Source organism: Ruegeria sp. BHSB058, from assembly GCF_059613285.1.
Genome location: NZ_JBXWSF010000009.1, coordinates 52,599 through 78,117 on the forward strand (window position 1 = coordinate 52,599; position 25,519 = coordinate 78,117).

Genomic DNA, 25,519 nt, shown 5'->3' on the forward strand with positions numbered 1-25,519 from the left:
AAGCGCCGCAAATGCGATATATTTACCCTATCATTGCCGCGGCGCGGCATCGGCGAAGTAAACGGGCGCTGGCAAATCCGCCAGGCGAGCTGCGCCAAGCTGACCCATATTCGCTTCCATGTCCTTGCGCAGGATTTCGATGACATGGGCCGGGCCGGCCTGCCCCAGCGCGGCAATCCCATAAAGAAATGCCCGGCCTGCCATGACAAAATCGGCCCCAAGTGCAAGCGCGCGCAGAATATCGAGCCCCCCGCTGATGCCACTGTCGAAGATCAGAGGCAGAGAAGTCACGGCGCGGATCGATGGCAGGGCTTCGATACTTGCGGGCGCGCCGTCAAACTGACGTCCGCCGTGATTCGAAACCCATAGCGCATCGACACCGATTTCTGCCAATAGGGCAGCGTCTGCAGCCCTCATCACACCCTTCACCACGAATGGACCTTCCCAATTGTCCCGCAGCCATTTCACGTATTCCATGTCGGGCGAAGTCCGCAGCAGATAGCCGACATGCGCAGTCGGCGGCAGGTTCTTTTGAGCACCCGATATGTACTTGTCGAGTGTTCTCATCCGAGGCATTCCCACCCGCGCCATCCCCAGAGCCCAGGCAGGCCGGATTGCAATTTGCGACAGGAGGCGGGGTGTCAGCTTGGGTGGCTGGGTCAGCCCGGATCGGGTCTGACGCTCGCGGCGTGACGCCACGGGGACGTCGGCAGTCAGGATCAGTGTCGAAAAGCCGGCAGCGCGTGCGCGGTCCAGCATGTCCTTTCGGATATTGGAATCCTTTGGCGGGTACATCTGGAACCAGGCATGTTCTCCCAGATGTGGGGCCAAGTCTTCGGGGCTTTGGCTGGCGACCGTGGAAAGGGCATAGGGAATTCCGGCTCTTGCGGCTGCGCGTGCAAGGATTCCTTCGGCATCCGGCCAGATCAGCCCGCACATGCCTATCGGAGCAATCCCGAAGGGCAGGGGCAACTCGTGCCCCAGTAGCAAAGTGCGCAGATCGAAATCCATCGGACCATTCAGAATCGACGGCTCAAATCCAATGCAGTCCAGCGCCGCGCGGTTTCGAGATTTTGTGGCCTCGGCCCCGGTGCCGCTGTCCAGGTATTCCCAGACAAAATGTGGCAACCGGCGTCGGGCGCGCCATTTCAGGTCGTCAATGCCGGGATGGGTGCTTTGCAAATCCATGCCGATTGATCCAATTTGCACAGCGATTCGGCAAGCGTTCAGGCTGCTTTCCCGGATTTCTTCAACGCTTCCGAAGAGGTAGAGTTCTTCTTTGGCTGCGCTTCTGCATATTCTGATGCGTTCAGCGATGCTCGCGCGGCCACGCAGACCTGATTGCGGCCCTTATCCTTGGCGCGATACAAGGCCTCATCCGCAGTCTGCATCAGTTCCTGGGGCATGGTGCCATGTGACGGGTAATGGGCGATGCCTGCAGAAATGGTGATCCGGGGCAAGGTCTTTTCCCCATAACGGACGTTGATGGATTCGACCGCTTGTCGCAAGTGTTCGGCCCGGGTAAGCACTTCATCAGGCGCGATGTTTGGCAGGATCAGCATGAACTCCTCGCCGCCAATTCGGCAGGCCACCTCGTCGCCATCGCAGCTATGAGCAAGGGTCGAGCCCACAGCGCGGAGCACCATGTCACCAGCATCATGCCCGTGCGTATCGTTGAATTTCTTGAAATGATCCACATCCACCGCCACAAGCGATAGCGGCGCACCGGTTTTCTGGCTGCGCCCGATGCTCTTGCGCAGGCATTCGGTCATGTGGCGGCGATTGAACAGCCCCGTCAGCGGGTCGCGCACGGACTGGTCGTGCAACTGGTCGCGCATCCGGACATTGGCAATCGCCATGCTGATCTGTTCGGCGCACATTTGCGCCAGCTGTTTGTTTGAATGAAAATTCTGACTGTGTCCCCCCCGTGCGCGCAGATGCAAAAGACCGACGGTTTCGCCGTGGGCAAGTATGGGAAAGCAGAAATAGGGCCGCCCGTCATGCGGTTCGGCATGTTCGCAGACGAAATCGATTTCCGAGGCACCGAACTCATATGTTCGCCCCCGGCGAAGGCCCCAACAACCTTCGGGATGGATATGAGATTTGTGCGTGCCACCATTCCAGCTGGCGCAGCCGTCCAGCACATCGCGCGAGTTGGAATAGACATACACATTGCCTTCGGCATCGGGCAGGATGTGGGTCATGAACCGTGCCACCATGTCGAACAGCTCCTCCAGCGAGCGGCTCGACTGCAGCCATTCGTTCAGTTCGCCCAACAGCCGGACTTCGCGCACCAGACGCAGCTGGTCGGCCATCAGCTCACGCTCCTTGTTGGTTCGTGCTTTCAAGGTCTGCATTTTTATCCGGTTGGTGTGAAAAATCATGGCGGACACCCCCGCCAACGCAAGCAATGCGATTCCGCAGACAATCACCAACGACAGGCGGACGCGAGACATCAGGATATTCCGGATATTGGTAATGTCCGTGTAGAACTCGACCGCCCCCAGAAACTGCCCTTCTTTCATGACAGGCGTGTAAATCTCTGCCACATGGCGAAACGGGTCGGTTGCCTGTCCTCCCTGAGGCATAAAATTGTCGATTTCCGCCACCGGTTTTTCTGCTCGATCGTAATAACTGGCTCCGGTTGCGACGACGTCCTGGAAGTAAGGTTTGGATGTCACAGTGCCGATGTCCGAGGAACGCGTCGACCAGAACACGCGCCCGTCCGCGTCGAACAATTTGAACCGGTACACATCCGAGGCCTGGGGCATCAGACTCAGAAATTCACGGTCGTGCGAATCAAGAGTGCCGTTTCGAAACGTCTTTTCGGCATCCTCCAGATGCAGTACAACCCGCCGGTTCCACAGGTTGGCCTGGTGCATGACATCCGCTTCAAGCATCTTGTCGACGATCACATTGGGAAGCTGCATCGTCCCCCATACAGCCAACCCTGTGGCCGCAACCAGTCCTGCGACGACCATGGCCCACCTGAGTTGCCATGATCCTGCACGTATTTTCAAAAATCTCATGTCCCGCGCTCCCAATTCGGAACAAGGATCGTTACCGTGGTTTGACAAAAGGTTAACGCGCTCCCGCCGGACCCCTACCGTATTGCTCAAATTTTCTCGATCTCAGGAAGGCGCAGAAAGAATGGAACAAGGAGTGAACAAACCCTTTCCCTTAGCCCTTGAAACGCGTAGTTTGCGACCATGAGCAGTTTTGACGAAATGGACGCTTTCGAGGGCGCATCGCTGTCGGCGCGGGCTATGGCCGTGCGTCCTTCGCCCTATCTGGATGATCTGAACCCGGCGCAACGTGACGCGGTCGAACGTCTGGACGGCCCGGTTCTGATGCTGGCCGGGGCGGGGACAGGCAAGACCAAGGCGCTGACGGCACGGATTGCGCATCTGCTCAACACGGCGCGCGCGCGCCCGAACGAGATTCTGTCGGTGACCTTCACCAACAAGGCCGCGCGCGAGATGAAGGAACGAGTAGGCCGCTTGCTGGGTCAGCCCGCTGAGGGGATGCCATGGCTGGGCACCTTCCACTCGATCTGTGTAAAACTGCTGCGCCGCCACGCGGAACTGGTCGATCTGAAATCGAACTTCACGATTCTGGACAGCGACGACCAGCTGCGACTGCTCAAGCAACTGGTTCAAGCCGCCAATATCGACGACAAACGCTGGCCGGCACGAATGCTGGCGGGGATCATCGATGACTGGAAAAACCGTGCGCTGACGCCCGACAAGGTGCCTGCGGCGGATGCCGGGGCCTATAACAACAAGGGCATTGAGCTCTATACCCAGTACCAGATCCGCCTGCACGAGCTGAATGCGGTGGATTTTGGTGACCTGCTTTTGCACATGGTCACGATTTTCCAGACCCACCCGGATGTTCTGGAACAATACCAGCGCTGGTTCCGCTACATCCTTGTGGATGAGTATCAGGACACCAACGTCGCCCAGTACCTGTGGTTGCGCCTGCTGGCCGGGGGGCACAAGAACATCTGCTGCGTGGGTGATGACGATCAATCAATCTATGGCTGGCGCGGGGCCGAGGTCGGCAACATCCTGCGGTTCGAAAAGGACTTTCCCGGAGCCTACGTGGTGCGGCTGGAGCAGAACTATCGCTCAACCCCGCATATTCTGGCGGCTGCGTCGAACGTCATTCGGGGCAACGAAAGCCGTTTGGGTAAAGAGCTTTGGACCGACAAGCCCGAGGGCGAAAAGGTCCGTCTGATCGGCCATTGGGACGCCGAAGAGGAAGCCCGCTGGATATGTGAGGAAATCGATGCAATGCGAAGCGGTACCCGAGGTATGCGACCCTTTGAGCTAAATGAAATAGCGATAATGGTTCGAGCTACCCACCAAATGAAAGTGCTTGAGGATCGGTTTCTGAAGATCGGCATGCCATATAGAGTTGTTGGTGGGGTGCCCTTCTACCGTAGATTGGAAATCAGGGATGCAATTGCCTATTTCCGCGTCGTGGTCAGTTCTGACAATGATCTGGCTTTCGAGCGAATCGTAAACACGCCTAAGCGCAGTTTAGGAGAGAAGGCGCAACAGACGATCCAGCGCACCGCGCGGGACCATGGTGTGTCTCTGCTTCAAGGCGCGCGGATCGCGGTCGAGCAGAGGTTGATCAAGGGCAAGGGTGGCGTGGCTTTGCGCGAATTGGTCGATGGGCTGGCGCGCTGGAATGCGATGACCCGCGGCCCACAGATAGAAATCGATGATGATTCAGTGATTGATAACGGTGCCGAACCTGTCCGGTATGGCGATCCTGAGGTTTCACATATTGAATTGGCTCAGATGATCCTAGATGAAAGTGGTTACACTGAAAGTTACTTAAAACCACTTTCCGATGAAGAGCTAAGAATGGACCCAAGCCCGCCACGTAGTCCACGTGATCACGAGGCTGCCGGACGGTTGGAAAACTTGAAGGAGTTGGTCAACCATTTGGGCGAATTTGAGAATCTGCAAGGTTTTCTCGAGCATGTAAGTCTGGTCATGGATAACGAGCAGGACAATGATGAGCCAAAGGTCTCGATCATGACACTTCATGCAGCTAAGGGTTCAGAGTACCCTGCGGTTTTTCTTTCGGGATGGGAGGAGGGGTTGTTTCCGTCCCAGAGGTCGATGGATGAAACTGGGTTGAAGGGGCTCGAGGAAGAGCGCCGCCTCGCCTATGTGGGCATCACTCGCGCGGAGGAAGTTTGCACAATTTCATTTGCCTCCAATAGATTAATTTTCTCTGGTGACTTTAAAGGTTGGCAATCGATGTTGCCGTCACGCTTCATTGACGAGTTGCCCGAGGACCATGTCGAGGTGCTGACACCTCCGGGCCTTTATGGCGGCGGTCATCAGACGGCAGGCATAGAAACACGTGCGGCCGAAGCCAATGTCTATAACTCGCCGGGCTGGAGACGGTTGCAGGCGCGGCAGGGCCAATATGGCATGTCGCAACCCCGCGAAAGCCGCAACACGGTGATCGACGCCACCGCACTGGCCAGTTTCACGCTGGGCGAACGCGTGTTTCACCAGAAATTCGGCTATGGCGCGGTGATCGGCATTGAAGGCGACAAGGTCGAGGTCGTTTTCGACAAAGCGGGCACCAAGAAAGTGGTCGCGCGGTTCCTGTCGGCCAAGGACGATGTGCCGTTCTAGACGCCTTCGACCAGCACCATGTTCGTGGAGGCCGTGGCTTTCCTGATTTTCGCGAGTTCAATGTAGTCTGGATCGTTCTTCCAGGCCGTTGCCGTCTCAAGGTCCGGAAACTCCATCAGGACGATTCCGCCTTCGGGCCAATTGCCCTCCACACAGTCCACGGGCTTGGATGACACTGTCAGCAAACGGCCTTTGTAGCGATCGAAAATCGGCATGAAGCCTTTCAGGTAGTCCTGATACCCGTCGGGGTCGTGAATCTTCAGTTGGGCAATGAAATAGGCAGCCATGGCGTCCTCGCTCTTGAAGCCGGGGCGTAAATGTTACTCCGGCACAACCAAAAAAGAAACGGCGGTTCCCAGGGAGGAGGAGGGGAACCGCCGTTCTTTGCAACATCGAGGCAGGGAGGAGGAGAGCCCCGATGCAGTCGGACCCGGGTATTGACCCGGTATGAGGTCGCGACAATGCCAGGGAGGAGGAGAGGCATCGCCGCGCGCTTTCAACACCGGAATCAGGGAGGAGGACCCGGTGTATCAGCTCCCGGCGTTCAGGGCCGGTATTCTTTGCGGCGGCACCAGGGAGGAGGAGGATACCGCCGCTGAAGTTCAGACCCGCAGGGAGGAGGAAGCGGGGCTGAATTCCAATTTCTATTGCGTCCGTTACGCGAAGTGTTCGTTGACCGCCTGAAGCGCAACCTGACGGATCATCGATCGGTTCAGCCCGAGATCATCCAGTTCACGTGCCGACAGGGCCGACAGTTCGTTCACGGTCTTGCGGTACATCAGATGTCGGCCCACACGGGATTTTGCAGCCTCTAGAAGCGCTGAGAATCCAAATCCTTGCGCACCTTTGTGGGTGATATGTTCGCTCGTTGATGCCATCGTATCTAACCTGATCTTTTTCGTTCTGCCGTATCGCTGCGGCGTTGCTTGAGACTGAAAATAAGCAAATGCTGCAGGTGCACAATGGCTTCCGTGGTCAAAGCGGGTATGCGACAATTGCATAGATTGCCCCCTTGCGCGGCTGGCGGGCCGGCGGGATCAAAATTCACTGGCACTTTTTCAACTCTCGCCGCCATAAAAGTACCTGATTTGCTGCGACTACCCAGGGCGCGCCTCCAAGTTGACGCCAGATACTCCGAGAAGGTTGCTTCAAACCGCCTGTGTTGCTTCCGTTGTTCAATGCGGACAGCGAAACCGAAGCGCCGTGTTTGATTCTGGATACGGGATTTCATGGGAAGCGCTCAAATTCGAGCCAGTCGGCATGGGATGCTCACTAATCGCTCATGGGAATACCGGGTGATTCGCGCTCTTTGATTGGGGTAAAAAGTGAACATTCTGACGTAATCAAAAAAGTTCTTCGCCGTTCTGAATTTTCTTGGGAATTCATGGGATAAAATTACCGATACGCCGTCTGTACTATATTTAGTATGCGCTTGTTGTTTAGTTACATCATGGGGCAATAATGACTCAAAATTCTTCACTCTGCCTTGCATAATATACTGCGAAGCTGGCAAGCCGAATGGAAGTTACTCCCAAATTCCTATTGATTTCCATGAATTCCCATGGCATCCCTAGTTCATCCGATGAGGACGAGGCAGCAGGGGCGCTAAACGACCCCGACATAAATCCAAAGGTTTCATACAGGCATCTCGCTTTCATCGAACCAAGAGATCCGGCGCGCGAGCGAGCAGACATCCCCCCAGGTGGCGCGCGCAGCTGGACTTCCCGCAAGGCGGGCAAATGCGGCGGGTTGATCAGTGGCAGCAGATCAACTCGCCGTTTTTAACTTCTGGGGGTCGGAATTTTGTTGGGGGCGCAAGCGAAAGGGACAATCGGCTTGGCGCGCAGGTTCAGAGGCGAAAGCCACCACAAGGTGGACAACAAGGGCAGGGTCTCGATCCCGGCCTCGTTTCGCCGTGTGCTTGAAGCGGGCGATCCCAACTGGCAATCCGGCGGCAATCCTGAACTGGTGATCGTCTATGGTGATCACCGCCGTAAGTTTCTTGAATGCTACACCATGGAAGCGATTGACGAGGTTGATGCTAAGATAGATGCACTTCCGCGCGGTTCGATGGAGCGCAGGATGCTTCAGCGCCTGTTCCACGGTCTGTCGTTCCCGACCAATGTGGACGAAACGGGGCGTCTGGTGCTTCCGGCCAAACTGCGTGACAAGATCAAGCTCGAAGGCGACGCTTTTTTTATCGCCGCCGGTGACACGTTCCAGATATGGAAGCCCGAAACTTACACCCAAGAAGAACTCGCTTTGACCGAGGAGTGGCTGGACGAGTTGCCAGACGATTTCGATCCGATGCAGTTCCTTGATGGCCCAAGGGATGGGTGACGGCATGGCCGCCGCTGCCCTATCCTCCTCGAATGATCCGCACATCCCCGTTCTGCTGCGCCCCTTGCTGGCTGCGGTTGCACCGGTGTCGGGCGTTTGGTTGGATGGCACCTTCGGCGCGGGTGGCTATACCCGCGGTCTGCTGGAGGCCGGGGCAGACAAGGTCATCGCAGTCGATCGTGATCCGCTGGCCTTTGAGATGGCGGCAAGCTGGGCTGGTGCCTATGGTGATCGGCTGGTGATGCAGCCAGGTGTGTTTTCGCGCATGGATGACTATGCCGGGGGCCTCGACGGCATCGTCCTGGATCTTGGCGTCTCCTCGATGCAGCTCGACCAGGCCGAGCGCGGGTTCTCCTTTATGAAGGATGGCCCCCTGGACATGCGGATGAGTCAGGATGGGGAAAGCGCAGCCGATCTGGTGAACACCGCGCCCGAAGCGGCTCTGGCCGATATTCTGTTCCACTATGGTGAGGAACGCGCCAGTCGACGCATCGCCAAGGCCATCGTCCGGGCTCGCACCGAAGCGCCAATCACAACGACCTTGCGTCTTGCCGAAATCGTCGAATCCTGTTTGCCGCGCGCCAAGCCGGGGCAGTCCCATCCGGCGACACGCTCGTTCCAGGCTCTTCGGATTGCGGTCAACGCGGAATACGAAGAACTGTTTCTGGGTCTCATGGCTGCGGAACGAGCGCTGAAACCGGGCGGACAACTGGCGGTCGTCACGTTTCATTCGATTGAAGACCGGATGGTCAAACGCTTTTTACAGTCGCGGGCGGGTAAGACCGGACGCGCCAATCGGTACGCCCCCGAGCAACAGGAAGATCAGCCGCAATTCATTCTGAAAACGCGCAAGGCCGTCGGCCCCGACGATCAGGAGTTGGCCGAGAATCCGCGCTCGCGGTCAGCCAAGTTGCGCGTCGCGGTACGTACCGACGCCCCGGCGGGGGAAATTGATGCCCGCGCCATCGGAATGCCTCAGCTTAGTGGGGGAGCGAGATGAAAAGTTTGATGTATGTGTTGACCGCTCTGGCCGTGTTCGGGCTGGCATTGTGGGCGTATCAGGAAAACTATCGCACCCAGCAGGTGCTCAAGGAAACTCAAGGACTGCAGCGTCAGATCGGCGCGGCACAGGCCCGGCTTGCGATTTTACGTGCTGAATGGGCTTATCTCAATCGGCCCGATCGGCTGCGTGAACTGGCGGACCTGAATTTCGAACGTCTGGGCTTGCTGCCTCTTCGGGCCGAGCAATTCGGAAGCGCCGATCAGATCGCCTATGGCGAAGACCCTGACCTGCCCATCGTCGATCCGATCGAGTTGCAGGCGGTTACCGAGTTCGAATCGCTGGGTGAGGTGGAAATCCCATGACCCGCACACCGCTCCGCCCTCTGGCCCGCATCCTCGACGCCCGCTCCCGTGGTGAAAATCCGGACCTTATCGAGCGCGAAAACATCCGCAAGCGCCACGAAGAGATGAAGGACCGCGCTCGTACTCGCGCGGAGGGGCGCTTGCTGGTATTGGGCGTGTTCTTTTTCTGCGCATTTGCCGTGGTTGGTGCCCGGATGGGGATGCTCGCGACGTCCGAGGCGCAAGAGCCGCTGGCTACCGCGCCCGGAGCAAATATCGCCATGCAACGGGCGGAAATCGTGGATCGTGAAGGGCGCATACTCGCCACCAATCTGGAAACCTATTCCGTCTATGCCCAGCCGCCGAACATGATCGATCCCGTCGCGTCGGCCGAAGGGCTTGTGCGGATTTTCCCGGATCTGGACAAGGATCGTCTCGTCAAGGATTTCACCGGCAAGCGCAAGTTCCTGTGGATAAAAAAGCGCATCTCGCCTGAACAGAAGCAGGCGGTGCACGATATCGGCGATCCCGGCATCCTGTTCGGTCCCCGCGAAATGCGCCTTTATCCCAATGGCCAGCTTGCTGCGCATATCCTTGGCGGTTCCGGTTTTGGCCGTGAAGGGGTGAGTGCCGCCGAAGTTATCGGCGTTGCGGGCGTCGAAAAGCAGTTTGACGGCTATCTGCGCGACCCCGCCAACGGCAACAAGCCACTGCAACTTTCGCTGGACCTGACAATCCAGTCGGCGGTCGAACGGGTACTGCTCGGCGGCATGAAGATCATGAACGCCAAGGGGGCCTCGGCCGTCTTGATGAATGTACACACTGGCGAAGTGATCTCGGCGGCATCATTGCCCGCATTCGATCCCAATGATCGCCCGCGACCGCCGACCAGTGGATTTGATCCCTCGGACAGCCCGCTGTTCAACCGCTATGTGCAGGGCGTTTATGAGTTGGGATCTGTCTTCAAGATCTTCACGGCAGCGCAGGCCATAGACCTTGGGCTGGTGAACTCGGAGACCATTATCGACACGTCCGGCCCGATGCGCATCGGGCGGTTCCCGATCGGCGAGTTCAACAACAAGAACTATGGCAAGATCAGTGTGGCGGATGTAATCGTCCACAGCTCGAACCGGGGGACCGGGCGGCTGGCGCTGCAGATCGGGGCCGAGCGGCAGCAGTCGTTTCTGGAATCCCTCGGCATGTTCGATCCGACCCCCTTCGAGATTGTCGAAGCTTCGGGCGGCGCGCCGCTCAAGCCCAAGAAATGGGGCGAGTTGAGCACTGTCACCGTGTCTTACGGGCATGGCTTGTCGACCAGCCCGATGCATCTGGCGGCCGGCTATGCCGCGCTTGCCAATGGTGGCCATTATGTCAGCCCCACAATCCTGAAGCAGCGCGGGCCACAACACGGACCCCGCGTGATGTCCGAAAGCGCGGCAAAACAGGCGCGGGCGATGCTGCGCAAGGTGGTCACCAGCGGCACAGCCAGCTTTGGCGAAGTGCCGGGCTATGACGTGGCCGGCAAGACCGGTACCGCCGACAAGCCGAAACCGCGAGGCGGCTATTACGAAGACAAGGTGATTGCCACTTTTGCCACCCTGTTCCCTGCTTATGATCCGAAATATGTCCTGATTGTCACTTTGGATGAACCTTCAATCGTGGCATACGGCGAAAAGCGCCGGACGGCGGGCTGGACGGCGGTTCCGGTGACGGCGGAACTGATCGGGCGGGTGGCCCCGTTGCTGGGGTTGCGACCGCGGCTTGAGCCTGAAGCGGGCGCTGCTATAACGCTGACCTCAAACTAGACAGCACGAGGCAGATTGGTCATGGGCGCAAGGTCAAAAACTCTCGGTGAATTGGCCCTGACCGCACGAGCTGGACGCAATCCAGCGGTCACAGGCCTGGCCGTGGACAGCCGAGAGGTCAGGGATGGATTCCTCTTTGCCGCGTTGCCGGGCACCCGCGTGCATGGTGGCGAGTTCATCCAATATGCCCTGCGCATGGGGGCCGTCGCTGTTTTGACGGATGCAAAGGGGGCCGAAATCGCCAGGGACGAATTGGCAGCTTCTGATGCGGCACTGGTCGTGGCTGAGGACCCGCGTCAGGCGCTGGCCTATACCGCGGCGCTCTGGTTCGGTGCCCAGCCAGAGACCATGGTGGCGGTGACCGGCACCAACGGAAAGACATCCGTCGCCACTTTCATACGCCAGATCTGGATCGAACTGGGCCACAGCGCTGTCAATCTGGGTACAACCGGCGTCGAGGGCGCATGGACCGCGCCGCTGGCCCACACCACGCCCGAGCCAATCACTTTGCACCGGACGCTGGCCGAGGCTGCGGCCAACGGCATAACCCACGCGGCGATGGAGGCTTCCTCGCATGGTCTGGAACAGCGTCGCCTGGACGGCGTCCGGCTCAAGGCGGCGGGGTTTACCAATTTTACCCAGGACCATCTGGATTATCACGACACGTTCGAAGCCTATTTCGCCGCCAAGGCGGGTCTGTTCCGCCGCGTGTTGCCGCCCGACGGAACGGCAGTGATCAATCTGGATGACCCCAAGGGCGCGGAAATGCGCGCCGTGGCCGCCGCGCGCGGACAGGAGATTCTGACCGTCGGACGCACGGGCGGTGATCTGAGTCTGCTGAACCAACGCTTTGACGCCACCGGGCAGGATTTGCGGTTTTCCTGGCGCGGCAAGACGTTCCAGTCCCGGCTGAACCTGATCGGTGGGTTTCAGGCGGAAAACGTGCTGCTGGCCTGCGGGCTGGTCATTGCGGGCGGTGATGACCCTGAGCGAGTATTCGAAACCCTGCCGCATCTGACGACCGTGCGCGGGCGGATGCAGTTGGCCGCCACCCGTGACAGCGGGGCGGCGGTCTTTGTCGATTATGCTCACACACCCGACGCGGTGGCGACCGCGCTCAAGGCCATGCGCCCGCACGTGATGGGCCGGCTGATCGCTATCGTAGGTGCCGGTGGCGACCGCGACGCCACCAAGCGCCCGTTGATGGGCCGGGCAGCGGCGGAAAATGCCGACATCGTATTCGTCACTGACGACAACCCGCGAAGCGAAGATCCCGCAACCATCCGGGCCGCCGTGATGGGCGGAGCGCCGGAGGCCACCGAGGTGGGCGACAGGGCCGAGGCGATCCTGCGCGGTGTCGACGCCCTGCAACCGGGTGATGCGCTGCTGATTGCGGGAAAAGGCCATGAAAGCGGGCAGATCGTGGGGGATCAGGTTTTACCGTTTGACGACGCCGAACAGGCCAGTATCGCCGTGGCCGCGCTGGATGGGAGGGTGGCATGACGCTCTGGACCGCAGACGAAGCCGCTCGCGCTACCGGAGGGCGCGTGACTGCTGACTGGCAGGCAAATGGCGTTTCAATTGATACCCGCACTCTGCAGAAGGGCGATCTTTTCGTGGCTCTCAAGGCCGCGCGCGACGGGCATGACTTTGTAGCGCAGGCGTTGGAAAAAGGCGCAGGCGCCGCGCTGGTTTCGCGCGTTCCCGAAGGCGTGTCTGCCGATGCGCCGCTCTTGATTGTAGAGGATGTGCAAGCCGGTCTTGAAGCACTCGGTCGGGTCGCGCGTGCCCGGACAGTCGCCAAGGTCGTGGCGGTTACTGGTAGTGTCGGCAAGACCTCGACCAAGGAAATGCTGGCAGCGATGCTGGCGGGTCAGGGTAAAACCCATGCCAGTGTCGCCAGCTACAACAACCACTGGGGCGTGCCACTGACGTTGGCGCGAATGCCGCGCGACACCGAATTCGCGGTCATCGAGATCGGCATGAACCACCCCGGAGAGATTGCCCCGCTTGCCCGTCAGGCCCGCCCGCACGTCGCGTTGGTCACCACCGTGGCGGCCGTGCATCTTGAGGCGTTCGACTCGGTCGCAGACATTGCTCGCGAAAAGGCCGCCATCTTCGACGGGCTGGAGTCGGACGGCACAGCCATCGTCAATGCCGACATAGATCACGCGGGCATCCTGCGCAGTTTTGCCGAACGGCAGGGTGCCCGGATCGTCGAATTCGGGAAAAAATCGTCTGATTACAGACTTTTGAATGTAATCAGTCGGGGTGACGAAACCCGCGCTCGCGCAGAGTTTGATGGATCGGGGTTCGAATTCGAAGTCCTTTCCGCCGGAACCCATTTCGCGATGAACGGCCTTGGTGCTCTGGCCGCCTGCGTTGCGCTGGGCGTAGATCTGGACCGGGCCGTTGACGGTCTGCGCCGTTGGACCCCCTATGAAGGGCGCGGTGTACGCGAAAGGATCTCGCTGCCTGGCGGCGGTGAGATCGAGTTGCTTGATGACAGCTACAACGCCAATCCGACATCGATGGCCGCGGCGCTGGACGTTCTGGCCGCGGCCTCGACCATGCGCCGCGTGGCGTTTCTGGGCGACATGAAGGAGCTTGGGTCGCAAGAGGCGGAGATGCACGCGGCAATGGCCGGGATCGACGCCATGGTTCGTGTCGATATGGTTCACTGTATCGGCCCGCTGATGCGGGCGCTGCATGCGGCATTACCTGACAGCAAGCGCGGTTTGTGGACCGAGACAAGTGCAGAAATGGCCGACCGCCTTGCACAGCTTGTTCAGGCTGGCGACGCCGTGCTGGCCAAGGGGTCGCTCAGTATGGGGCTCGCGAGGATCGTTGACGGCGTACGAAAAATGGGGCAAGGCCCCGCGGTCGAGGGATGACGCGCGCGTAAGGAAGGTTTCGAGATGCTCTATTGGTTGACGGCCCTGTCGGACGGAGGCGATTTCTGGAACCTCTTCCGTTATATCACCTTCCGCGCGGGTGGGGCTTTCATGACGGCGCTCATCTTTGGCTTCCTGTTCGGCAAACCGCTGATCAACGTGCTGCGCCGCAAGCAAGGCAAGGGCCAGCCTATCCGCAACGACGGCCCCGAGGCGCATTTCTCCAAGGCCGGAACGCCTACGATGGGTGGGTTGCTGATCGTGGGCGCGCTGGTCACCTCGACGCTTTTGTGGGCGCGGTTGAGCAATCCTTTCGTGTGGCTGGTCCTGTTCGTGACGCTGGCCTATGCGGCAATCGGGTTTGCCGACGACTACGCCAAGGTGTCCAAGCAGAACACCAAGGGCGTGCCGAGCAAGCTGCGGCTGGCGCTGGGCATCATCATCGCGGTGATCGCGGCGCTCTGGGCCACGTTCAACCACCCGGCGGAGCTTCAGAACCAGCTGGCGCTGCCGGTGTTCAAGGACACGCTGATCAATCTGGGCCTTTTTTATATACCGTTTTCCATCTGCGTCATCGTCGGTGCCGCCAACGCGGTGAACCTGACCGATGGTCTGGACGGGCTGGCGATCATGCCTGCGATGATCGCCGCCTCGACGCTGGGAATCATCGCCTATGCGGTGGGGCGGGTCGACTTTACCGAGTATCTGGACGTGCATTACGTGCCGGGAACCGGCGAGATCCTGATCTTTACCGCTGCCCTTTTCGGGGCGGGTCTGGGCTTTCTGTGGTACAACGCGCCGCCTGCTGCGGTGTTCATGGGGGATACCGGCTCGCTTGCGCTGGGCGGGGCGCTGGGGGCGATTGCGGTGGCCACCAAGCACGAGCTGGTGCTGGCGATTGTTGGCGGGCTTTTCGTGGTTGAGGCGCTGAGCGTGATCATCCAGGTGCTCTATTTCAAACGCACCGGCAGGCGGGTGTTCCTGATGGCGCCGATTCATCACCATTACGAGAAAAAGGGCTGGGCCGAGCCGCAGATCGTCATCCGGTTCTGGATCATCTCGCTGATCCTGGCGATGATCGGACTGGCGACGCTGAAGGTTCGGTAGCGTCGAACTGTCCGAATTGTACAGGGTTTGAAGGACGTGTTGACCGAATTGTACCAGTCGGCCCTGTCAATCTTTTGGCAGGATTTCCACTTTCCGCCCCATCCCGGCGCGCGGCGTTTACCCGCGATCAATGAAGGTTGACGCTTTTTCAATCGCCGGGAGTTTGTATGCTGAGGCGAGTTGGTGAGTAACGTCCGACCCATTCCTCCCGGATCAAAATGCTCCTCTCGCAAAAGCCCTGAGCTCGGACCTCCCACCCGCTTTTCAAATCGGTGACGATCCGTTAGCGAGGAAGCCGGAACATGTGAGGGCAAGTGGATGATCCCCGTCAGAGGATTTGACAATCAGAAAGTTGCGGTGCTGGGGCTGGGCCGGTCGGGGCTGGCGGCGGCGCGGGCGCTCAGGGCGGGCGGGGCGGAGCCTGTGTGCTGGGACGACAACCCGGCCGCGCGCGAGGCGGTGGAGGCCGAGGGCTTTGTCTGCGCCGATCTGCGCCGTCAGGGCGCGTTTGACGATGTGGCGGCGCTGATCGTCAGTCCGGGCATTCCGCATCTTTACCCCGAGCCCAATCCGGTGGTGCGTGCGGCGCTGGACGCGGGCGTGCCGGTGGACAATGACATCGGTCTGTTCTTCCGCTCGTTCGCGGGGCCGGACTGGAACAATTTCGACCGGCCGCCGCAGGTTGTGGCGGTGACCGGATCGAACGGGAAATCGACCACGGCGGCGCTGATCCATCACATCCTGACCGAGGCCGGGCGGCCCTCGCAACTGGCGGGCAATATCGGGCGCGGGGTGCTGGATATCGAGCCGGGGCAGGATGGCGGCGTGGTGGTGCTGGAACTTTCGAGCTATCAGACCGAGCTGGCCCGCGCGCTGACGCCGGATGTGGCGGTGTTCACCAACCTCAGCCCCGATCATCTGGATCGCCACGGCGGCATGGGCGGATATTTCGCCGCCAAGCGGAGGCTGTTTGCCGAAGGCGGGCCGGACCGGGCGGTGATCGGCGTGGACGAGACCGAGGGCTTGTTCCTGGCGGGGCAGATGTCTGAAGGGCCGGGCGATGACCGGGTGATCCGCATTTCGGTCGCGCGCAAGCTGACCGGGCCGGGCTGGCAGGTTTTTGCCCGCAAGGGGTTTCTGGCGGAATATCGCAAGGGACGGCAGGCGGCCTCGATCGATCTGCGCGGTATCCGGGGGCTGCCGGGCGCGCATAACCACCAGAATGCCTGTGCCGCTTACGCGGCCTGCCGCACGCTGGGACTGGCACCGAGGGTGATCGAGGCGGCGCTGCACAGCTTTCCCGGTCTGCCGCATCGCAGCCAGATCATCGCCGAGGCGCTTGGCGTGACATATGTGAACGATTCCAAGGCCACCAATGTGGACAGCGCGGTCAAGGCGCTGGGCGCGTTCCGCAAGATCCGCTGGATCTGCGGCGGGCTGGAGAAAGACGGGGGGCTGTCGCCGTTGAACGCGGCGTCGGGCGAGGTGATCAAGGCCTATGTCATCGGGCGCGAAGCGGCGGGGTTCGCCATGCAGCTGGAGGTCGAGGCCGAGGTCTGCACCACCATGGCGGCGGCGGTCGAGCGGGCGATGGCCGAGGCGCAGGAGGGCGAGACGGTTCTGCTGGCCCCGGCGGCGGCGAGTTTCGACCAATATGACAACTTCGAGCGGCGCGGCGAGGATTTCACGGCCGAGGTGCGAGGCCGGTTGGCCGGGTAGGGGGCGCTGCCCCCGGCGCGCGGGGGCGCGCGGCTCTACCGGAGTATTTGGGAAATGATGAAGGCCTCAGCGGGTGGTCGCGGCGATGGCGGTGCCGGCGGCGTGGCCCGAGGACCAGGCCCATTGGAAATTATAGCCGCCCAGCCAGCCGGTCACATCCACTGCTTCGCCGATGGCGTAGAGGCCGGGCAGGGATTTGGCCTGCATCGTTTTCGAGGACAGCGCACCGGTGTCGATGCCGCCCAGGGTGACCTCGGCGGTGCGGTAACCTTCGGTGCCCGAGGGCGTCAGTTGCCAGTCGCCGAGGGCCGCGCAGAGGGCGGCGAGCCTGGCGTCGGACTGGTCGGCGAGATTGCCATCGAGCGGCAGGATCGGTTTGAGGTGTTCGACCAGCCGCGCCGGCAGGTGGCGCGACAGTTCGGTCGTCAGCGCCTTGCGGCCTGAGTGCTGGCGCTGGCTGCGCAGCTTTTCGCAGAGGTCGGTATCGGGGATCAGGTTGACCGAGACCGCCTCGCCCTCGCGCCAATAGCTGGACAGCTGGAGGACGGCGGGGCCGCTGAGGCCGCGATGGGTGAAGAGGAGGGCTTCGTCGAAACTGGCGCGCGCATTGGAGAGCCGGACGGGCAGCGAGACCCCCGCGAGGTCGCTGAACCGGCCTTCGGGAAAGGTGAAGGGGACCAGCGCGGCGCGGGTATCGGTGACCGGCAGGCCGAATTGCCGGGCGGTATCATAGGCAAGGCCGGTGGCGCCCATTTTGGGGATCGACTTGCCGCCGGTGGCGAGCACCAGGTTGGCGCAGGTTGCCTCGACCCGGTTGCCGTCGCGGTCCAGCCCCAGCGCAAAGGCGCCGTCGCGGTGATGCAGGTCCGTCAGGGTGGTGGACAGCCACAGCTCGGCCCCGGCCTTTTCCGCCTCGGTCACAAGCATCGAGACGATCTGTTTCGAGGAGCCGTCGCAGAAAAGCTGCCCCAGCGTCTTTTCGTGCCAGGCGATGCCGTGGCGGTTCACCAGATCGATGAAATCCCATTGCGTATAGCGGGCCAGTGCGGATTTGCAGAAATGCGGGTTCTGCGACAGGAAATTTTCGGGGCCCGCGTACAGGTTGGTGAAATTGCAGCGCCCGCCGCCCGAGATGCGGATTTTCTCGCCCGGAGCGCGCGCGTGATCGATCACCAGCGTGCGCCCGCCGCACCGGGCGGCGCACATCAGGCCGGCGGCCCCGGCGCCCAGGATGATCGTGTCGAACCTCATGCCCCGGCCTTGGCGCGGATTGACGCCAATGACAAGAGGAAGAGGCTGGCCTGAAAAGGATTTTGCCTGTAGAATCGCGTTCAGATCCCGAAAACGGGACGTGTACGAGGCAGATAGTGGCGGTAATCTCATGACTGAGATGGTGTATGGTGCCGTGCCCGAGAGGCGCGGCGAACCGATCCTTCCCAAATGGTGGCGGACGATCGACAAGTGGACGATGTCCTGTGTGCTGATCCTGTTCGTGATCGGCCTGTTGCTGGGGCTGGCCTCGTCCCCGCCGCTGGCATCGCGAAATGGCTTCGATCCGTTCCACTATGTCGAGCGGCAGGCGTTTTTCGGCGGGCTGGCCGCCGTGGCGATGCTTTTGACCTCGATGATGTCGCCGGTGCTGGTGCGGCGGCTGGCAGTGATCGGCTTTGTCCTGTCTTTCGTGGCGCTGGCGCTGCTGCCGTTTCTGGGCACCGATTTCGGCAAGGGCGCGGTGCGCTGGTACAGTCTGGGATTTGCCTCGGTGCAGCCTTCGGAGTTTCTCAAGCCCGGCTTCATCGTCGTGGCCGCCTGGCTGTTTGCCGCTGCGCAGGAGATCAATGGCCCGCCGGGGCGTCTGTGGTCGTTTGCGCTGTGCATGGCGATTGTCATGATGCTGGTGTTGCAGCCCGATTTCGGGCAGGCCTGTCTGGTGCTGTTCGGCTGGGGCGTGATCTATTTCGTGGCCGGAGCGCCGATGCTGCTGATGCTGGGCATGGCCGGGGTCGTGGTTCTTGGCGGCATGCTGGCCTATTCCAATTCCGAGCATTTCGCCCGTCGCATCGACGGGTTTCTGAACCCTGACGTCGATCCGACCACGCAGCTGGGCTATGCCACCAACGCCATCCGCGAGGGAGGGCTGTTCGGTGTAGGCGTCGGCGAGGGGCAGGTGAAATGGTCGCTGCCCGATGCCCATACCGATTTCATCATCGCGGTGGCGGCCGAGGAATACGGGCTGATCCTGGTGCTAATCGTCATCGCGCTTTACAGCCTGATCGTGGTGCGCTCGCTGTTGCGGCTGATGCGCGAGCGGGACATGTTCATCCGTCTGGCGGGAACCGGTCTGGCGTGTATGTTCGGCGTTCAGGCGATGATCAACATGGGTGTCGCGGTGCGGCTGTTGCCGGCCAAGGGCATGACGCTGCCCTTCGTCAGCTATGGCGGTTCGTCCCTGATCGCTGGGGGCATTGCGCTGGGCATGTTGCTGGCCTTTACCCGCACGCGGCCGCAGGGCGAACTGGGTGACATTCTTCGCGGACGGGGATGATGGGCAAGCCGTATCTTCTGATCGCCGCCGGGGGAACCGGCGGTCATATGTTTCCGGCTCAGGCGCTGGCCGAGGCGATGCTGAAACGCGGTTGGCGGGTGCGCCTGTCGACGGATGCGCGCGGCGCGCGCTATACCAAGGGCTTTCCGCATTCGACCGAGATTGCCGAGGTCGCCTCGGCCACGTTTGCGCGCGGCGGGCTGGCGGCCAAGGCGCTGGTCGGGCCAACGATCGCGGGGGGCGTCACCAGCATGGCGTTCCAGATGCTGCGCGACCGGCCCGACGTGGTGGTGGGCTTTGGCGGCTATCCGTCGATTCCAGCGCTGGGCGCGGCCACGATGCTGCGCGTGCCGCGCATGATCCATGAACAGAACGGGGTGCTGGGTCGGGTCAACCAGATATTTGCCACCCGCGTCGCTCATGTCGCCTGCGGCGTCTGGCCGACGCAGCTGCCCGAGGGGGCGCATGGCATTCACACCGGCAACCCGGTGCGTGCGGCAGTGCTGGAGCGCGAGGCGGCGGGGTACATCCCGCCCGGCGACTATCCGATGTCGATCCTTGTCATGGGTGGGTCGCAGGGCGCGCGCATCCTCAGCGATACGGTGCCCGGCGCGATTGCGGCGCTGCCCGAGGGCATGCGCCAGTATATCCGCGTGTCGCATCAGGCCCGCGAGGAAGATGGCGAGCGCGTCACCGCCTTTTACGACGCGCATGGCATCAAGGCCGATGTAAAGCCTTTCTTTCAGGATATCCCTCGGCGGATGTCCGAGGCGCAGCTGGTCATCAGCCGGTCGGGCGCGTCCAGCGTGGCGGATATTTCCGTGATCGGGCGGCCCTCGATCCTGATCCCTTTTGCTGCCGCCGCAGGCGATCACCAGACCGCCAATGCCCGCGGGCTGGTTCAGGCCGGGGCCGCGATCATGATCCCTGAAAGTGCCCTTGACGTTTCCGCCCTGTCGGAGCAAATCACGACGATTCTGACCAACCCGCAAGCCGCCCAGAAAATGGCCCGCGCCGCCCGGTCGGTCGGGGCGCCCGACGCGACCGAGCGTCTGGTCGCCCTTGTCGAAGAACTGGCGCGAGAGGAGACCGCATGACCCCCGCAACCAAACTGCCGCAAGACGTAGGCCCCATTCATTTTGTCGGCATTGGCGGCATCGGCATGTCGGGCATCGCCGAGGTGTTGCTGAACCTTGGCTATCAGGTGCAGGGGTCGGACCTGAAGGGGTCAAAGATCACCGACCGGCTGGAGCGCCTTGGGGCACGGATCTTTGTCGGCCAGAGCGCCGAGAACCTGGAAGGGGCCGAAGTTGTCGTGGTATCGACCGCGATCAAGCGCGGCAATCCCGAACTGGACGGCGCGCGGGCGCAGGGCCTGCCGGTGGTGCGGCGCGCGGACATGCTGGCGGAACTGATGCGGCTGAAATCCAACATCGCGGTTGCCGGGACGCATGGCAAAACCACCACGACCACGATGATGGCCGAGCTGATGGTGGCGGGTGATTTCGACCCGACCGTGATCAATGGCGGCATCATCCACGCCTATGGATCGAACGCTCGGATGGGGCAGGGCGAATGGATGGTGGTCGAAGCCGACGAGAGCGATGGCTCGTTCAACCGCCTGCCCGCAACCATCGCCATTGTCACCAATATCGACCCCGAGCATATGGAACATTGGGGTGATTTCGACAGGCTGCGCGACGGATTCTACGAATTCGTCTCGAACATTCCTTTCTATGGTCTTGCCGTTTGCTGCACCGATCATACCGAGGTGCAGGCGCTGGTGGGGCGCATCACCGACCGGCGCGTGCGCACCTATGGGTTCAACGCGCAGGCGGATGTGCGGGCGGTGAACCTGACCTACAAGGGCGGTGTGGCGCATTTCGACATTCATCTGCAGCACGAGGACAAGGTGATCGAGGGTTGCACCCTGCCGATGCCGGGCGATCACAACGTGTCGAACGCGCTGTCGGCAGTGGCGGTGGCGCGGCATCTGGGCATGAAGGCGGCGGAAATTCGCGAGGCATTGGCCAGGTTCGGCGGCGTCAACCGTCGCTTTACCAAGGTTGGCGAAGTGAACGGCGTCACCATCATCGACGATTACGGCCATCATCCGGTCGAGATTGCCGCTGTGCTCAAGGCCGCGCGTCAGGCCACGGAAGGCCGGGTGATCGCGGTGCATCAGCCGCACCGCTATACCCGCCTGTCCAACCTGTTCGACGATTTCTGCACCTGTTTCAACGATGCCGATGTCGTCGCCATCGCCGAGGTCTATGCCGCCGGCGAGGACCCGATCGACGGAGCCAGCCGCGACGATCTGGTGGCGGGCCTGATCCGCCACGGCCACCGCCACGCCCGCGCCATCCTGAACGAGGACGATCTGGAACGCCTGGTGCGCGAACAGGCCCGCCCCGGCGACATGGTTGTCTGTCTGGGGGCCGGGACGATCAGCACCTGGGCCAATGGCCTGCCCGAGAGGTTGGAGAGCCAGTAGCCCTGGTTGGCAACCGCGCGTCGCTTCAAGTGCCTGTGACAGCGAGACTAATTGCCGCCTCGGAAACAATAAAGTTGGATTATTCGCGTTCTGCGCGTATTCTGTAGCCGCCGGACAACGATCCGGCCTAGTCGTAAAGACGTAAGGGGTACAATATGGCGCAGGAGCTCAAGCGCCGTATAGGGTTGGGTCTGTTGACCGCCTATGGCGTTGGCGTGATGGTCGGCGCAGGTATCTATGTGCTTGTCGGTGCCATTGCCGCGGATGCCGGGATCTGGGCGCCGCTTGCCTTCGTTCTGGCCGGTCTCATCGCTGCGCCCACTGCATTGAGCTATTCCGAGTTTTCCACCCGCCTGCCCGAGGCGGCGGGCGAGGCGGCCTATGTGGGCACTGGCCTGAGCAGTCAGGCGCTGGCGCTTTTGGTGGGTCTGGCGGTGGTGGCCGCCGGGACGGTGTCTGCCGGGGCGGTGCTGCGCGGTGGGGTGGGATACCTGACCCATGCCATCGATGTGAACGCGACGGTGGCAATACTGGTGCTGGGCGTCGCCCTGACTGCCGTTGCCGTGTTCGGCGTGCTGGAAAGCCTTGCGCTGGCCGCGATTTTTACCGTGATCGAGCTGACCGGTCTGGGGCTGGTCAGCTGGGCGGGGCTGAGCGGCGAGGCGTCTGCGGACTGGACAATGGCCGCGCCCCCGGTCTGGACCGGGATCGGGCTGGGAGGTGTGCTGGCCTTTTTCGCCTTCATCGGGTTCGAGGACATCGTCAACATGGCCGAAGAGGTGGACCGACCGGAACGGACCATGCCGCGCGCGATCCTGATTTCGCTGGCGATTACCTCGGTGATCTATTCGCTGGTCAGCTGGGCCGCGGTGCGGGCGGTGCCGCTGGCCGAGCTGTCCGCCTCGACCAGCCCGCTGGCGCTGGTCTGGCAGACCGCGCGTGGCGGGTCTGGCGAGTTTCTGTCGGCCATCGCGGTGTTCGCGGCGCTGAATGGGGTGCTGGCGCAGATCGTCATGGCCAGCCGGGTTCTGTTCGGACTTGGCAAGCGCAACCCGGCTTTGGGCGTCTTTCATCAGGCGCATCCCCGGCTGGGGACACCGGTGCTGGCCACCGTGCTGATCGGAGCCGTGGTGATCGGTGCCGCGCTGTACGTTCCCTTTGCGACGCTGGCAGAGACCACATCCGCGATTCTGCTGGGCGTTTTTGCTCTGGTCAACCTCGCGTTGATCGTCCAGAAGCGGCGCGAACCCGATGCCCGATTCCGCGTGCCGATGGCGGTTCCGGTGCTGGGCCTTGTCTTGTCTTTAAGCGCGCTTGCCGTCGCCATAGGAGGGATCGCATGAACCTGCTGGTCGTTCTTGCCATCGCCTGGGTCTTTGCCGCGACCGCCGTGGCGTTTCTGCCGATGCGCCGCCAGTATGCGCCGGGCGTCATCCTGCTGGCCGCTGCGCCGGTGCTGATCGCAGCCCTTTGGATTCATTACGGCTGGGTTCTGGGGCTTGCGGCGCTGGCGGGATTCCTGTCGATGTTCCGCAATCCGCTGATCTATTTCTGGCGCAGGTGGCGCGGTCTGGAACCGGAGGGGCGGAAATGACGATTTCCCTTACTCTAGCCTGCATCTGGGCCGTTGCGGCAAATGTACTCGCCTTGACTCCGAGCAAGGACAACCACTGGCGCAAGGCCTATGCCCTGATTGCCGTCGGCATCCCGCTTGTGGGGTATGTCACCTTTGAAAACGGCCCCTGGATCGGGTTGATCGTACTGGCCGCTGGCATGTCCATGCTGCGGTGGCCGGTGATCTACCTGACCCGCTGGGTGCGGATGAAGCTGCTGGGGCCGAAGGCGGCGAAGAAATAATTCGGAGACCTCGTCATGGGGAATATCGCTACTCTTGCCTATCTGCCGCTGATCGCGCTGGTAACCGGCCTTCTTGCCGGGTTCGTCGCGGGCCGCTGGATGGGATTTCGCAACCTGCTGTGGCTGATCGGCCTGACCTCGGCGGTGGCGCTTGGGCTGATCATCATGCTGACCACGGTCGGCACCGGCGAGGAGGAGCGCGCCTTTGCCCCCTTCGTCTGGCTGACCGGCGGCGTGCTGCCGTTCCTGTTCGCGGTGATCATGGGCGGTGTCGGCGGGCGCAGTCTGGCCAATCGCGCCGGGGCCTGACCGTTGTCAGGTTGCTGAGCCTGTCAGGCGCCACACCGGAACCTCGCCCAGCCCCTTGATGTCAGCTGGTCCCAAGGAGGTAAGGTCGAACCGATCTCTCAGCGCCTGCTCCATGGCGGCGCTGATCAGGGCGGTTCCGGGTTCGGCCAGTGTCTGCAGCCGGCTGGCAAGGTTGACGGTGTCGCCCCACAGGTCATAGCCGAACCGCGACTCGCCGATCACCCCGGCCAGCACCGGCCCGCAATGCAGGCCGACCCTGATTTGCAGCCGCTCATCCTGTGCCGCGTCGAGTTCCGCTGCGTGGGCCAGCATGTCCAGTGCCAGCCCCGCCGCCGCGCCTGCGGCGTCCGGGTGCGTCTGGGGCACGCCGCCAGCCACCATATAGGCGTCACCGATGGTCTTGATCTTTTCCAGCCCGTGCCGGTCCACCAGCCCGTCAAACGTGTTGAACAGATCGTCCAGCGCCGAAACCACCGCTTCGGGCGTCTTCCGCGCCGCCAGCTCGGTAAAGCCCACGACATCGGCAAACAGAACCACCGCATTTGGCACGGTATCGGCGATGCGTTCCTCGCCGCGCTCCATCCGGGCCACGATGCTGCCCGGCAGGATACGGGTCAGCAGGTCGAAATAGCGCGACTTCTGGCGCTCGATCTCGCGCTCGCCGAGAAATTCGTGCCGCCGCAGCATGTTCAGCTGGTGCACGGCAAAGCCGCCGACCAGAAGCATCACCAGATACTGGAAATAGATCGTCACCAGACTGCCGAAGGCCAGATCCCGAGCCAGCGTGAAGCTGAGTGCAAAGACAAGGGTGCAGACCGATCCGATCGCGACGGCGGTGGTGAAGCTCAGCGGCAGGATGAAGAACAGAAACATCTGGATAATCACAAAGCCCGAGAGGTATTCGTCGGGGGTATCGGCGATCAGGTTGAGGAAAGCATAGCACAGCGTCGCGGTGCCGATGGCGATCCATGCCAGTATCCCGGGCCGTTGACGGAACGCGCTGACATAGGTCATCGCATAGATGGAACCGGCGCCGGGGAGGGCCACGATCAGGCGGATCAGTACCGCCATGCCGGCCTTTTCCGGGATGACGGCCCAGTCGAGCAGGGCAAAGATCAGGCTGGCGGCCCCGGCCAGAACCGCCGACAGCCGGTATCGTTTCAGATCGCGCTCGCGTCGGGCCTCCTGAAACCGGCGCTCCAGATCCGGGTCGGCAAGCCGGGCGGTCAGCTTGTCGATGTCTGGCAGGTCGGGTCCGGTTCTTCGTGACATGGTGCCGGCAATCGTGCCGGGCAAAGGCTTGCCGATCAAGGGCCGGTTTTCCCGCGTCGGGGCGGTCTTGGGCGTTGTTCCGGAGGGCAAACCCGGATAAATGCACCGAACCGGCCAATATGAAAGAGACCCATGATCCCGACCGACACGATCCGCGGCAGACTGAC

The 25,519-nt window shown here is 61.7% G+C and carries 23 protein-coding genes; 16 read left to right on the top strand and 7 right to left on the bottom strand.

Translation table 11 applies throughout. From position 1 onward, the window contains the following. Positions 1-30: 30 nt before the first annotated feature. Both AC2FNB_RS04055 and AC2FNB_RS04060 read right to left on the bottom strand, forming a co-directional pair. Positions 31-1,188: an alpha-hydroxy acid oxidase gene (locus tag AC2FNB_RS04055; RefSeq protein WP_480749139.1), complete on the bottom strand. Its 1,158-nt coding sequence runs from the start codon at positions 1,186-1,188 to the stop codon at positions 31-33. 38 nt (positions 1,189-1,226) lie between these two features. Next, the gene (locus AC2FNB_RS04060) at positions 1,227-3,029 is read right to left on the bottom strand and encodes a sensor domain-containing diguanylate cyclase (protein WP_496744623.1); all 1,803 of its coding nucleotides are present in this window, start codon (positions 3,027-3,029) and stop codon (positions 1,227-1,229) included. Between the two features lie 180 nt (positions 3,030-3,209). On the opposite strand from AC2FNB_RS04060, the gene AC2FNB_RS04065 reads away from it, so the two are divergent. Further along, positions 3,210-5,666, top strand: a complete 2,457-nt coding sequence (locus AC2FNB_RS04065; RefSeq protein ID WP_496744625.1) for an ATP-dependent helicase — start codon at positions 3,210-3,212, stop codon at positions 5,664-5,666. Here AC2FNB_RS04065 and AC2FNB_RS04070 read toward each other — a convergent pair. The 3 genes from AC2FNB_RS04070 to AC2FNB_RS04080 all read right to left on the bottom strand — a co-directional run bounded on the left by AC2FNB_RS04070 (position 5,663) and on the right by AC2FNB_RS04080 (position 6,897). Further along, positions 5,663-5,953 carry a DUF1330 domain-containing protein gene (locus AC2FNB_RS04070; RefSeq protein ID WP_480749142.1) on the bottom strand — a complete coding sequence of 97 codons (291 nt, stop codon included), beginning with the start codon at positions 5,951-5,953 and terminating at the stop codon, positions 5,663-5,665. The genes AC2FNB_RS04065 and AC2FNB_RS04070 overlap by 4 nt on opposite strands. Before the next feature lie 369 nt (positions 5,954-6,322). Then, positions 6,323-6,544: a DUF1127 domain-containing protein gene (locus tag AC2FNB_RS04075; protein WP_480749143.1), complete on the bottom strand. Its 222-nt coding sequence runs from the start codon at positions 6,542-6,544 to the stop codon at positions 6,323-6,325. Positions 6,545-6,549: 5 nt separating this feature from the next. Then, on the bottom strand, positions 6,550-6,897 hold the full coding sequence (locus AC2FNB_RS04080; protein ID WP_496744628.1) for a hypothetical protein: 348 nt from the start codon (positions 6,895-6,897) through the stop codon (positions 6,550-6,552). Positions 6,898-7,502: 605 nt separating this feature from the next. On the opposite strand from AC2FNB_RS04080, the gene mraZ reads away from it, so the two are divergent. From mraZ to murD, 8 genes are all read left to right on the top strand, one after another. Further along, the gene (gene mraZ, locus AC2FNB_RS04085) at positions 7,503-8,006 is read left to right on the top strand and encodes a division/cell wall cluster transcriptional repressor MraZ (protein WP_496744629.1); all 504 of its coding nucleotides are present in this window, start codon (positions 7,503-7,505) and stop codon (positions 8,004-8,006) included. After that, a complete protein-coding gene (gene rsmH / locus AC2FNB_RS04090; RefSeq protein ID WP_496744631.1) occupies positions 7,987-9,006 on the top strand; it encodes a 16S rRNA (cytosine(1402)-N(4))-methyltransferase RsmH in 1,020 nt (339 codons plus the stop codon). The genes mraZ and rsmH overlap by 20 nt, the downstream gene beginning before the upstream one ends. Then, a complete protein-coding gene (gene ftsL / locus AC2FNB_RS04095) occupies positions 9,003-9,371 on the top strand; it encodes a cell division protein FtsL (RefSeq protein WP_480749148.1) in 369 nt (122 codons plus the stop codon). Before rsmH ends, ftsL begins: the two co-directional genes overlap by 4 nt. Beyond that, positions 9,368-11,155, top strand: a complete 1,788-nt coding sequence (locus AC2FNB_RS04100; protein ID WP_480749149.1) for a peptidoglycan D,D-transpeptidase FtsI family protein — start codon at positions 9,368-9,370, stop codon at positions 11,153-11,155. The genes ftsL and AC2FNB_RS04100 overlap by 4 nt, the downstream gene beginning before the upstream one ends. A gap of 21 nt (positions 11,156-11,176) precedes the next feature. Then, positions 11,177-12,658 carry a UDP-N-acetylmuramoyl-L-alanyl-D-glutamate--2,6-diaminopimelate ligase gene (locus tag AC2FNB_RS04105; protein WP_496744634.1) on the top strand — a complete coding sequence of 494 codons (1,482 nt, stop codon included), beginning with the start codon at positions 11,177-11,179 and terminating at the stop codon, positions 12,656-12,658. Further along, positions 12,655-14,049 carry a UDP-N-acetylmuramoyl-tripeptide--D-alanyl-D-alanine ligase gene (locus AC2FNB_RS04110; protein WP_496744636.1) on the top strand — a complete coding sequence of 465 codons (1,395 nt, stop codon included), beginning with the start codon at positions 12,655-12,657 and terminating at the stop codon, positions 14,047-14,049. The genes AC2FNB_RS04105 and AC2FNB_RS04110 overlap by 4 nt, the downstream gene beginning before the upstream one ends. A 24-nt stretch (positions 14,050-14,073) precedes the next feature. After that, positions 14,074-15,156 (top strand): phospho-N-acetylmuramoyl-pentapeptide-transferase, encoded by a 1,083-nt coding sequence (gene mraY, locus AC2FNB_RS04115; protein ID WP_480749152.1) that lies wholly within the window; start codon positions 14,074-14,076, stop codon positions 15,154-15,156. A gap of 318 nt (positions 15,157-15,474) precedes the next feature. Then, positions 15,475-16,875 (top strand): UDP-N-acetylmuramoyl-L-alanine--D-glutamate ligase, encoded by a 1,401-nt coding sequence (gene murD / locus AC2FNB_RS04120; protein ID WP_496744638.1) that lies wholly within the window; start codon positions 15,475-15,477, stop codon positions 16,873-16,875. Positions 16,876-16,941: 66 nt separating this feature from the next. Here the strand turns inward: murD and AC2FNB_RS04125 are convergent, their stop codons facing one another. Continuing rightward, positions 16,942-18,126: a BaiN/RdsA family NAD(P)/FAD-dependent oxidoreductase gene (locus tag AC2FNB_RS04125; protein ID WP_496744640.1), complete on the bottom strand. Its 1,185-nt coding sequence runs from the start codon at positions 18,124-18,126 to the stop codon at positions 16,942-16,944. 130 nt (positions 18,127-18,256) lie between these two features. On the opposite strand from AC2FNB_RS04125, the gene ftsW reads away from it, so the two are divergent. The 7 genes from ftsW to AC2FNB_RS04160 all read left to right on the top strand — a co-directional run bounded on the left by ftsW (position 18,257) and on the right by AC2FNB_RS04160 (position 24,080). After that, on the top strand, positions 18,257-19,420 hold the full coding sequence (ftsW, locus tag AC2FNB_RS04130) for a putative lipid II flippase FtsW (protein ID WP_480749155.1): 1,164 nt from the start codon (positions 18,257-18,259) through the stop codon (positions 19,418-19,420). After that, positions 19,420-20,517, top strand: coding sequence for a UDP-N-acetylglucosamine--N-acetylmuramyl-(pentapeptide) pyrophosphoryl-undecaprenol N-acetylglucosamine transferase (locus AC2FNB_RS04135; RefSeq protein ID WP_496744641.1), 1,098 nt, complete (start codon positions 19,420-19,422; stop codon positions 20,515-20,517). Before ftsW ends, AC2FNB_RS04135 begins: the two co-directional genes overlap by 1 nt. Then, a complete protein-coding gene (murC, locus tag AC2FNB_RS04140; protein ID WP_496744643.1) occupies positions 20,514-21,914 on the top strand; it encodes a UDP-N-acetylmuramate--L-alanine ligase in 1,401 nt (466 codons plus the stop codon). The genes AC2FNB_RS04135 and murC overlap by 4 nt, the downstream gene beginning before the upstream one ends. A 155-nt stretch (positions 21,915-22,069) precedes the next feature. Continuing rightward, positions 22,070-23,257 carry an APC family permease gene (locus AC2FNB_RS04145; protein ID WP_480749158.1) on the top strand — a complete coding sequence of 396 codons (1,188 nt, stop codon included), beginning with the start codon at positions 22,070-22,072 and terminating at the stop codon, positions 23,255-23,257. Beyond that, positions 23,254-23,508: a DUF2484 family protein gene (locus tag AC2FNB_RS04150; RefSeq protein ID WP_496744645.1), complete on the top strand. Its 255-nt coding sequence runs from the start codon at positions 23,254-23,256 to the stop codon at positions 23,506-23,508. The genes AC2FNB_RS04145 and AC2FNB_RS04150 overlap by 4 nt, the downstream gene beginning before the upstream one ends. Beyond that, the gene (locus AC2FNB_RS04155) at positions 23,505-23,771 is read left to right on the top strand and encodes a DUF2484 family protein (protein WP_480749160.1); all 267 of its coding nucleotides are present in this window, start codon (positions 23,505-23,507) and stop codon (positions 23,769-23,771) included. Before AC2FNB_RS04150 ends, AC2FNB_RS04155 begins: the two co-directional genes overlap by 4 nt. A gap of 15 nt (positions 23,772-23,786) precedes the next feature. Beyond that, a complete protein-coding gene (locus AC2FNB_RS04160; RefSeq protein WP_480749161.1) occupies positions 23,787-24,080 on the top strand; it encodes a hypothetical protein in 294 nt (97 codons plus the stop codon). A gap of 6 nt (positions 24,081-24,086) precedes the next feature. Here AC2FNB_RS04160 and AC2FNB_RS04165 read toward each other — a convergent pair. Continuing rightward, positions 24,087-25,519, bottom strand: a 1,433-nt coding sequence (locus tag AC2FNB_RS04165; protein ID WP_496744647.1) for an adenylate/guanylate cyclase domain-containing protein, incomplete at its 5' end; no start/stop codon positions are given.

Coding starts and splice junctions, on each gene's coding strand:
- AC2FNB_RS04055 (WP_480749139.1), bottom strand. CDS start 1,188: ATGGATTTGCAAAGCACCCATCCCGGCATTGACGACCTGAAATGGCGC.
- AC2FNB_RS04060 (WP_496744623.1), bottom strand. CDS start 3,029: ATGAGATTTTTGAAAATACGTGCAGGATCATGGCAACTCAGGTGGGCC.
- AC2FNB_RS04065 (WP_496744625.1), top strand. CDS start 3,210: ATGAGCAGTTTTGACGAAATGGACGCTTTCGAGGGCGCATCGCTGTCG.
- AC2FNB_RS04070 (WP_480749142.1), bottom strand. CDS start 5,953: ATGGCTGCCTATTTCATTGCCCAACTGAAGATTCACGACCCCGACGGG.
- AC2FNB_RS04075 (WP_480749143.1), bottom strand. CDS start 6,544: ATGGCATCAACGAGCGAACATATCACCCACAAAGGTGCGCAAGGATTT.
- AC2FNB_RS04080 (WP_496744628.1), bottom strand. CDS start 6,897: ATGAAATCCCGTATCCAGAATCAAACACGGCGCTTCGGTTTCGCTGTC.
- rsmH (WP_496744631.1), top strand. CDS start 7,987: ATGGCCCAAGGGATGGGTGACGGCATGGCCGCCGCTGCCCTATCCTCC.
- ftsL (WP_480749148.1), top strand. CDS start 9,003: ATGAAAAGTTTGATGTATGTGTTGACCGCTCTGGCCGTGTTCGGGCTG.
- AC2FNB_RS04100 (WP_480749149.1), top strand. CDS start 9,368: ATGACCCGCACACCGCTCCGCCCTCTGGCCCGCATCCTCGACGCCCGC.
- AC2FNB_RS04105 (WP_496744634.1), top strand. CDS start 11,177: ATGGGCGCAAGGTCAAAAACTCTCGGTGAATTGGCCCTGACCGCACGA.
- AC2FNB_RS04110 (WP_496744636.1), top strand. CDS start 12,655: ATGACGCTCTGGACCGCAGACGAAGCCGCTCGCGCTACCGGAGGGCGC.
- mraY (WP_480749152.1), top strand. CDS start 14,074: ATGCTCTATTGGTTGACGGCCCTGTCGGACGGAGGCGATTTCTGGAAC.
- murD (WP_496744638.1), top strand. CDS start 15,475: ATGATCCCCGTCAGAGGATTTGACAATCAGAAAGTTGCGGTGCTGGGG.
- AC2FNB_RS04125 (WP_496744640.1), bottom strand. CDS start 18,126: ATGAGGTTCGACACGATCATCCTGGGCGCCGGGGCCGCCGGCCTGATG.
- ftsW (WP_480749155.1), top strand. CDS start 18,257: ATGACTGAGATGGTGTATGGTGCCGTGCCCGAGAGGCGCGGCGAACCG.
- AC2FNB_RS04135 (WP_496744641.1), top strand. CDS start 19,420: ATGGGCAAGCCGTATCTTCTGATCGCCGCCGGGGGAACCGGCGGTCAT.
- murC (WP_496744643.1), top strand. CDS start 20,514: ATGACCCCCGCAACCAAACTGCCGCAAGACGTAGGCCCCATTCATTTT.
- AC2FNB_RS04145 (WP_480749158.1), top strand. CDS start 22,070: ATGGCGCAGGAGCTCAAGCGCCGTATAGGGTTGGGTCTGTTGACCGCC.
- AC2FNB_RS04150 (WP_496744645.1), top strand. CDS start 23,254: ATGAACCTGCTGGTCGTTCTTGCCATCGCCTGGGTCTTTGCCGCGACC.
- AC2FNB_RS04155 (WP_480749160.1), top strand. CDS start 23,505: ATGACGATTTCCCTTACTCTAGCCTGCATCTGGGCCGTTGCGGCAAAT.
- AC2FNB_RS04160 (WP_480749161.1), top strand. CDS start 23,787: ATGGGGAATATCGCTACTCTTGCCTATCTGCCGCTGATCGCGCTGGTA.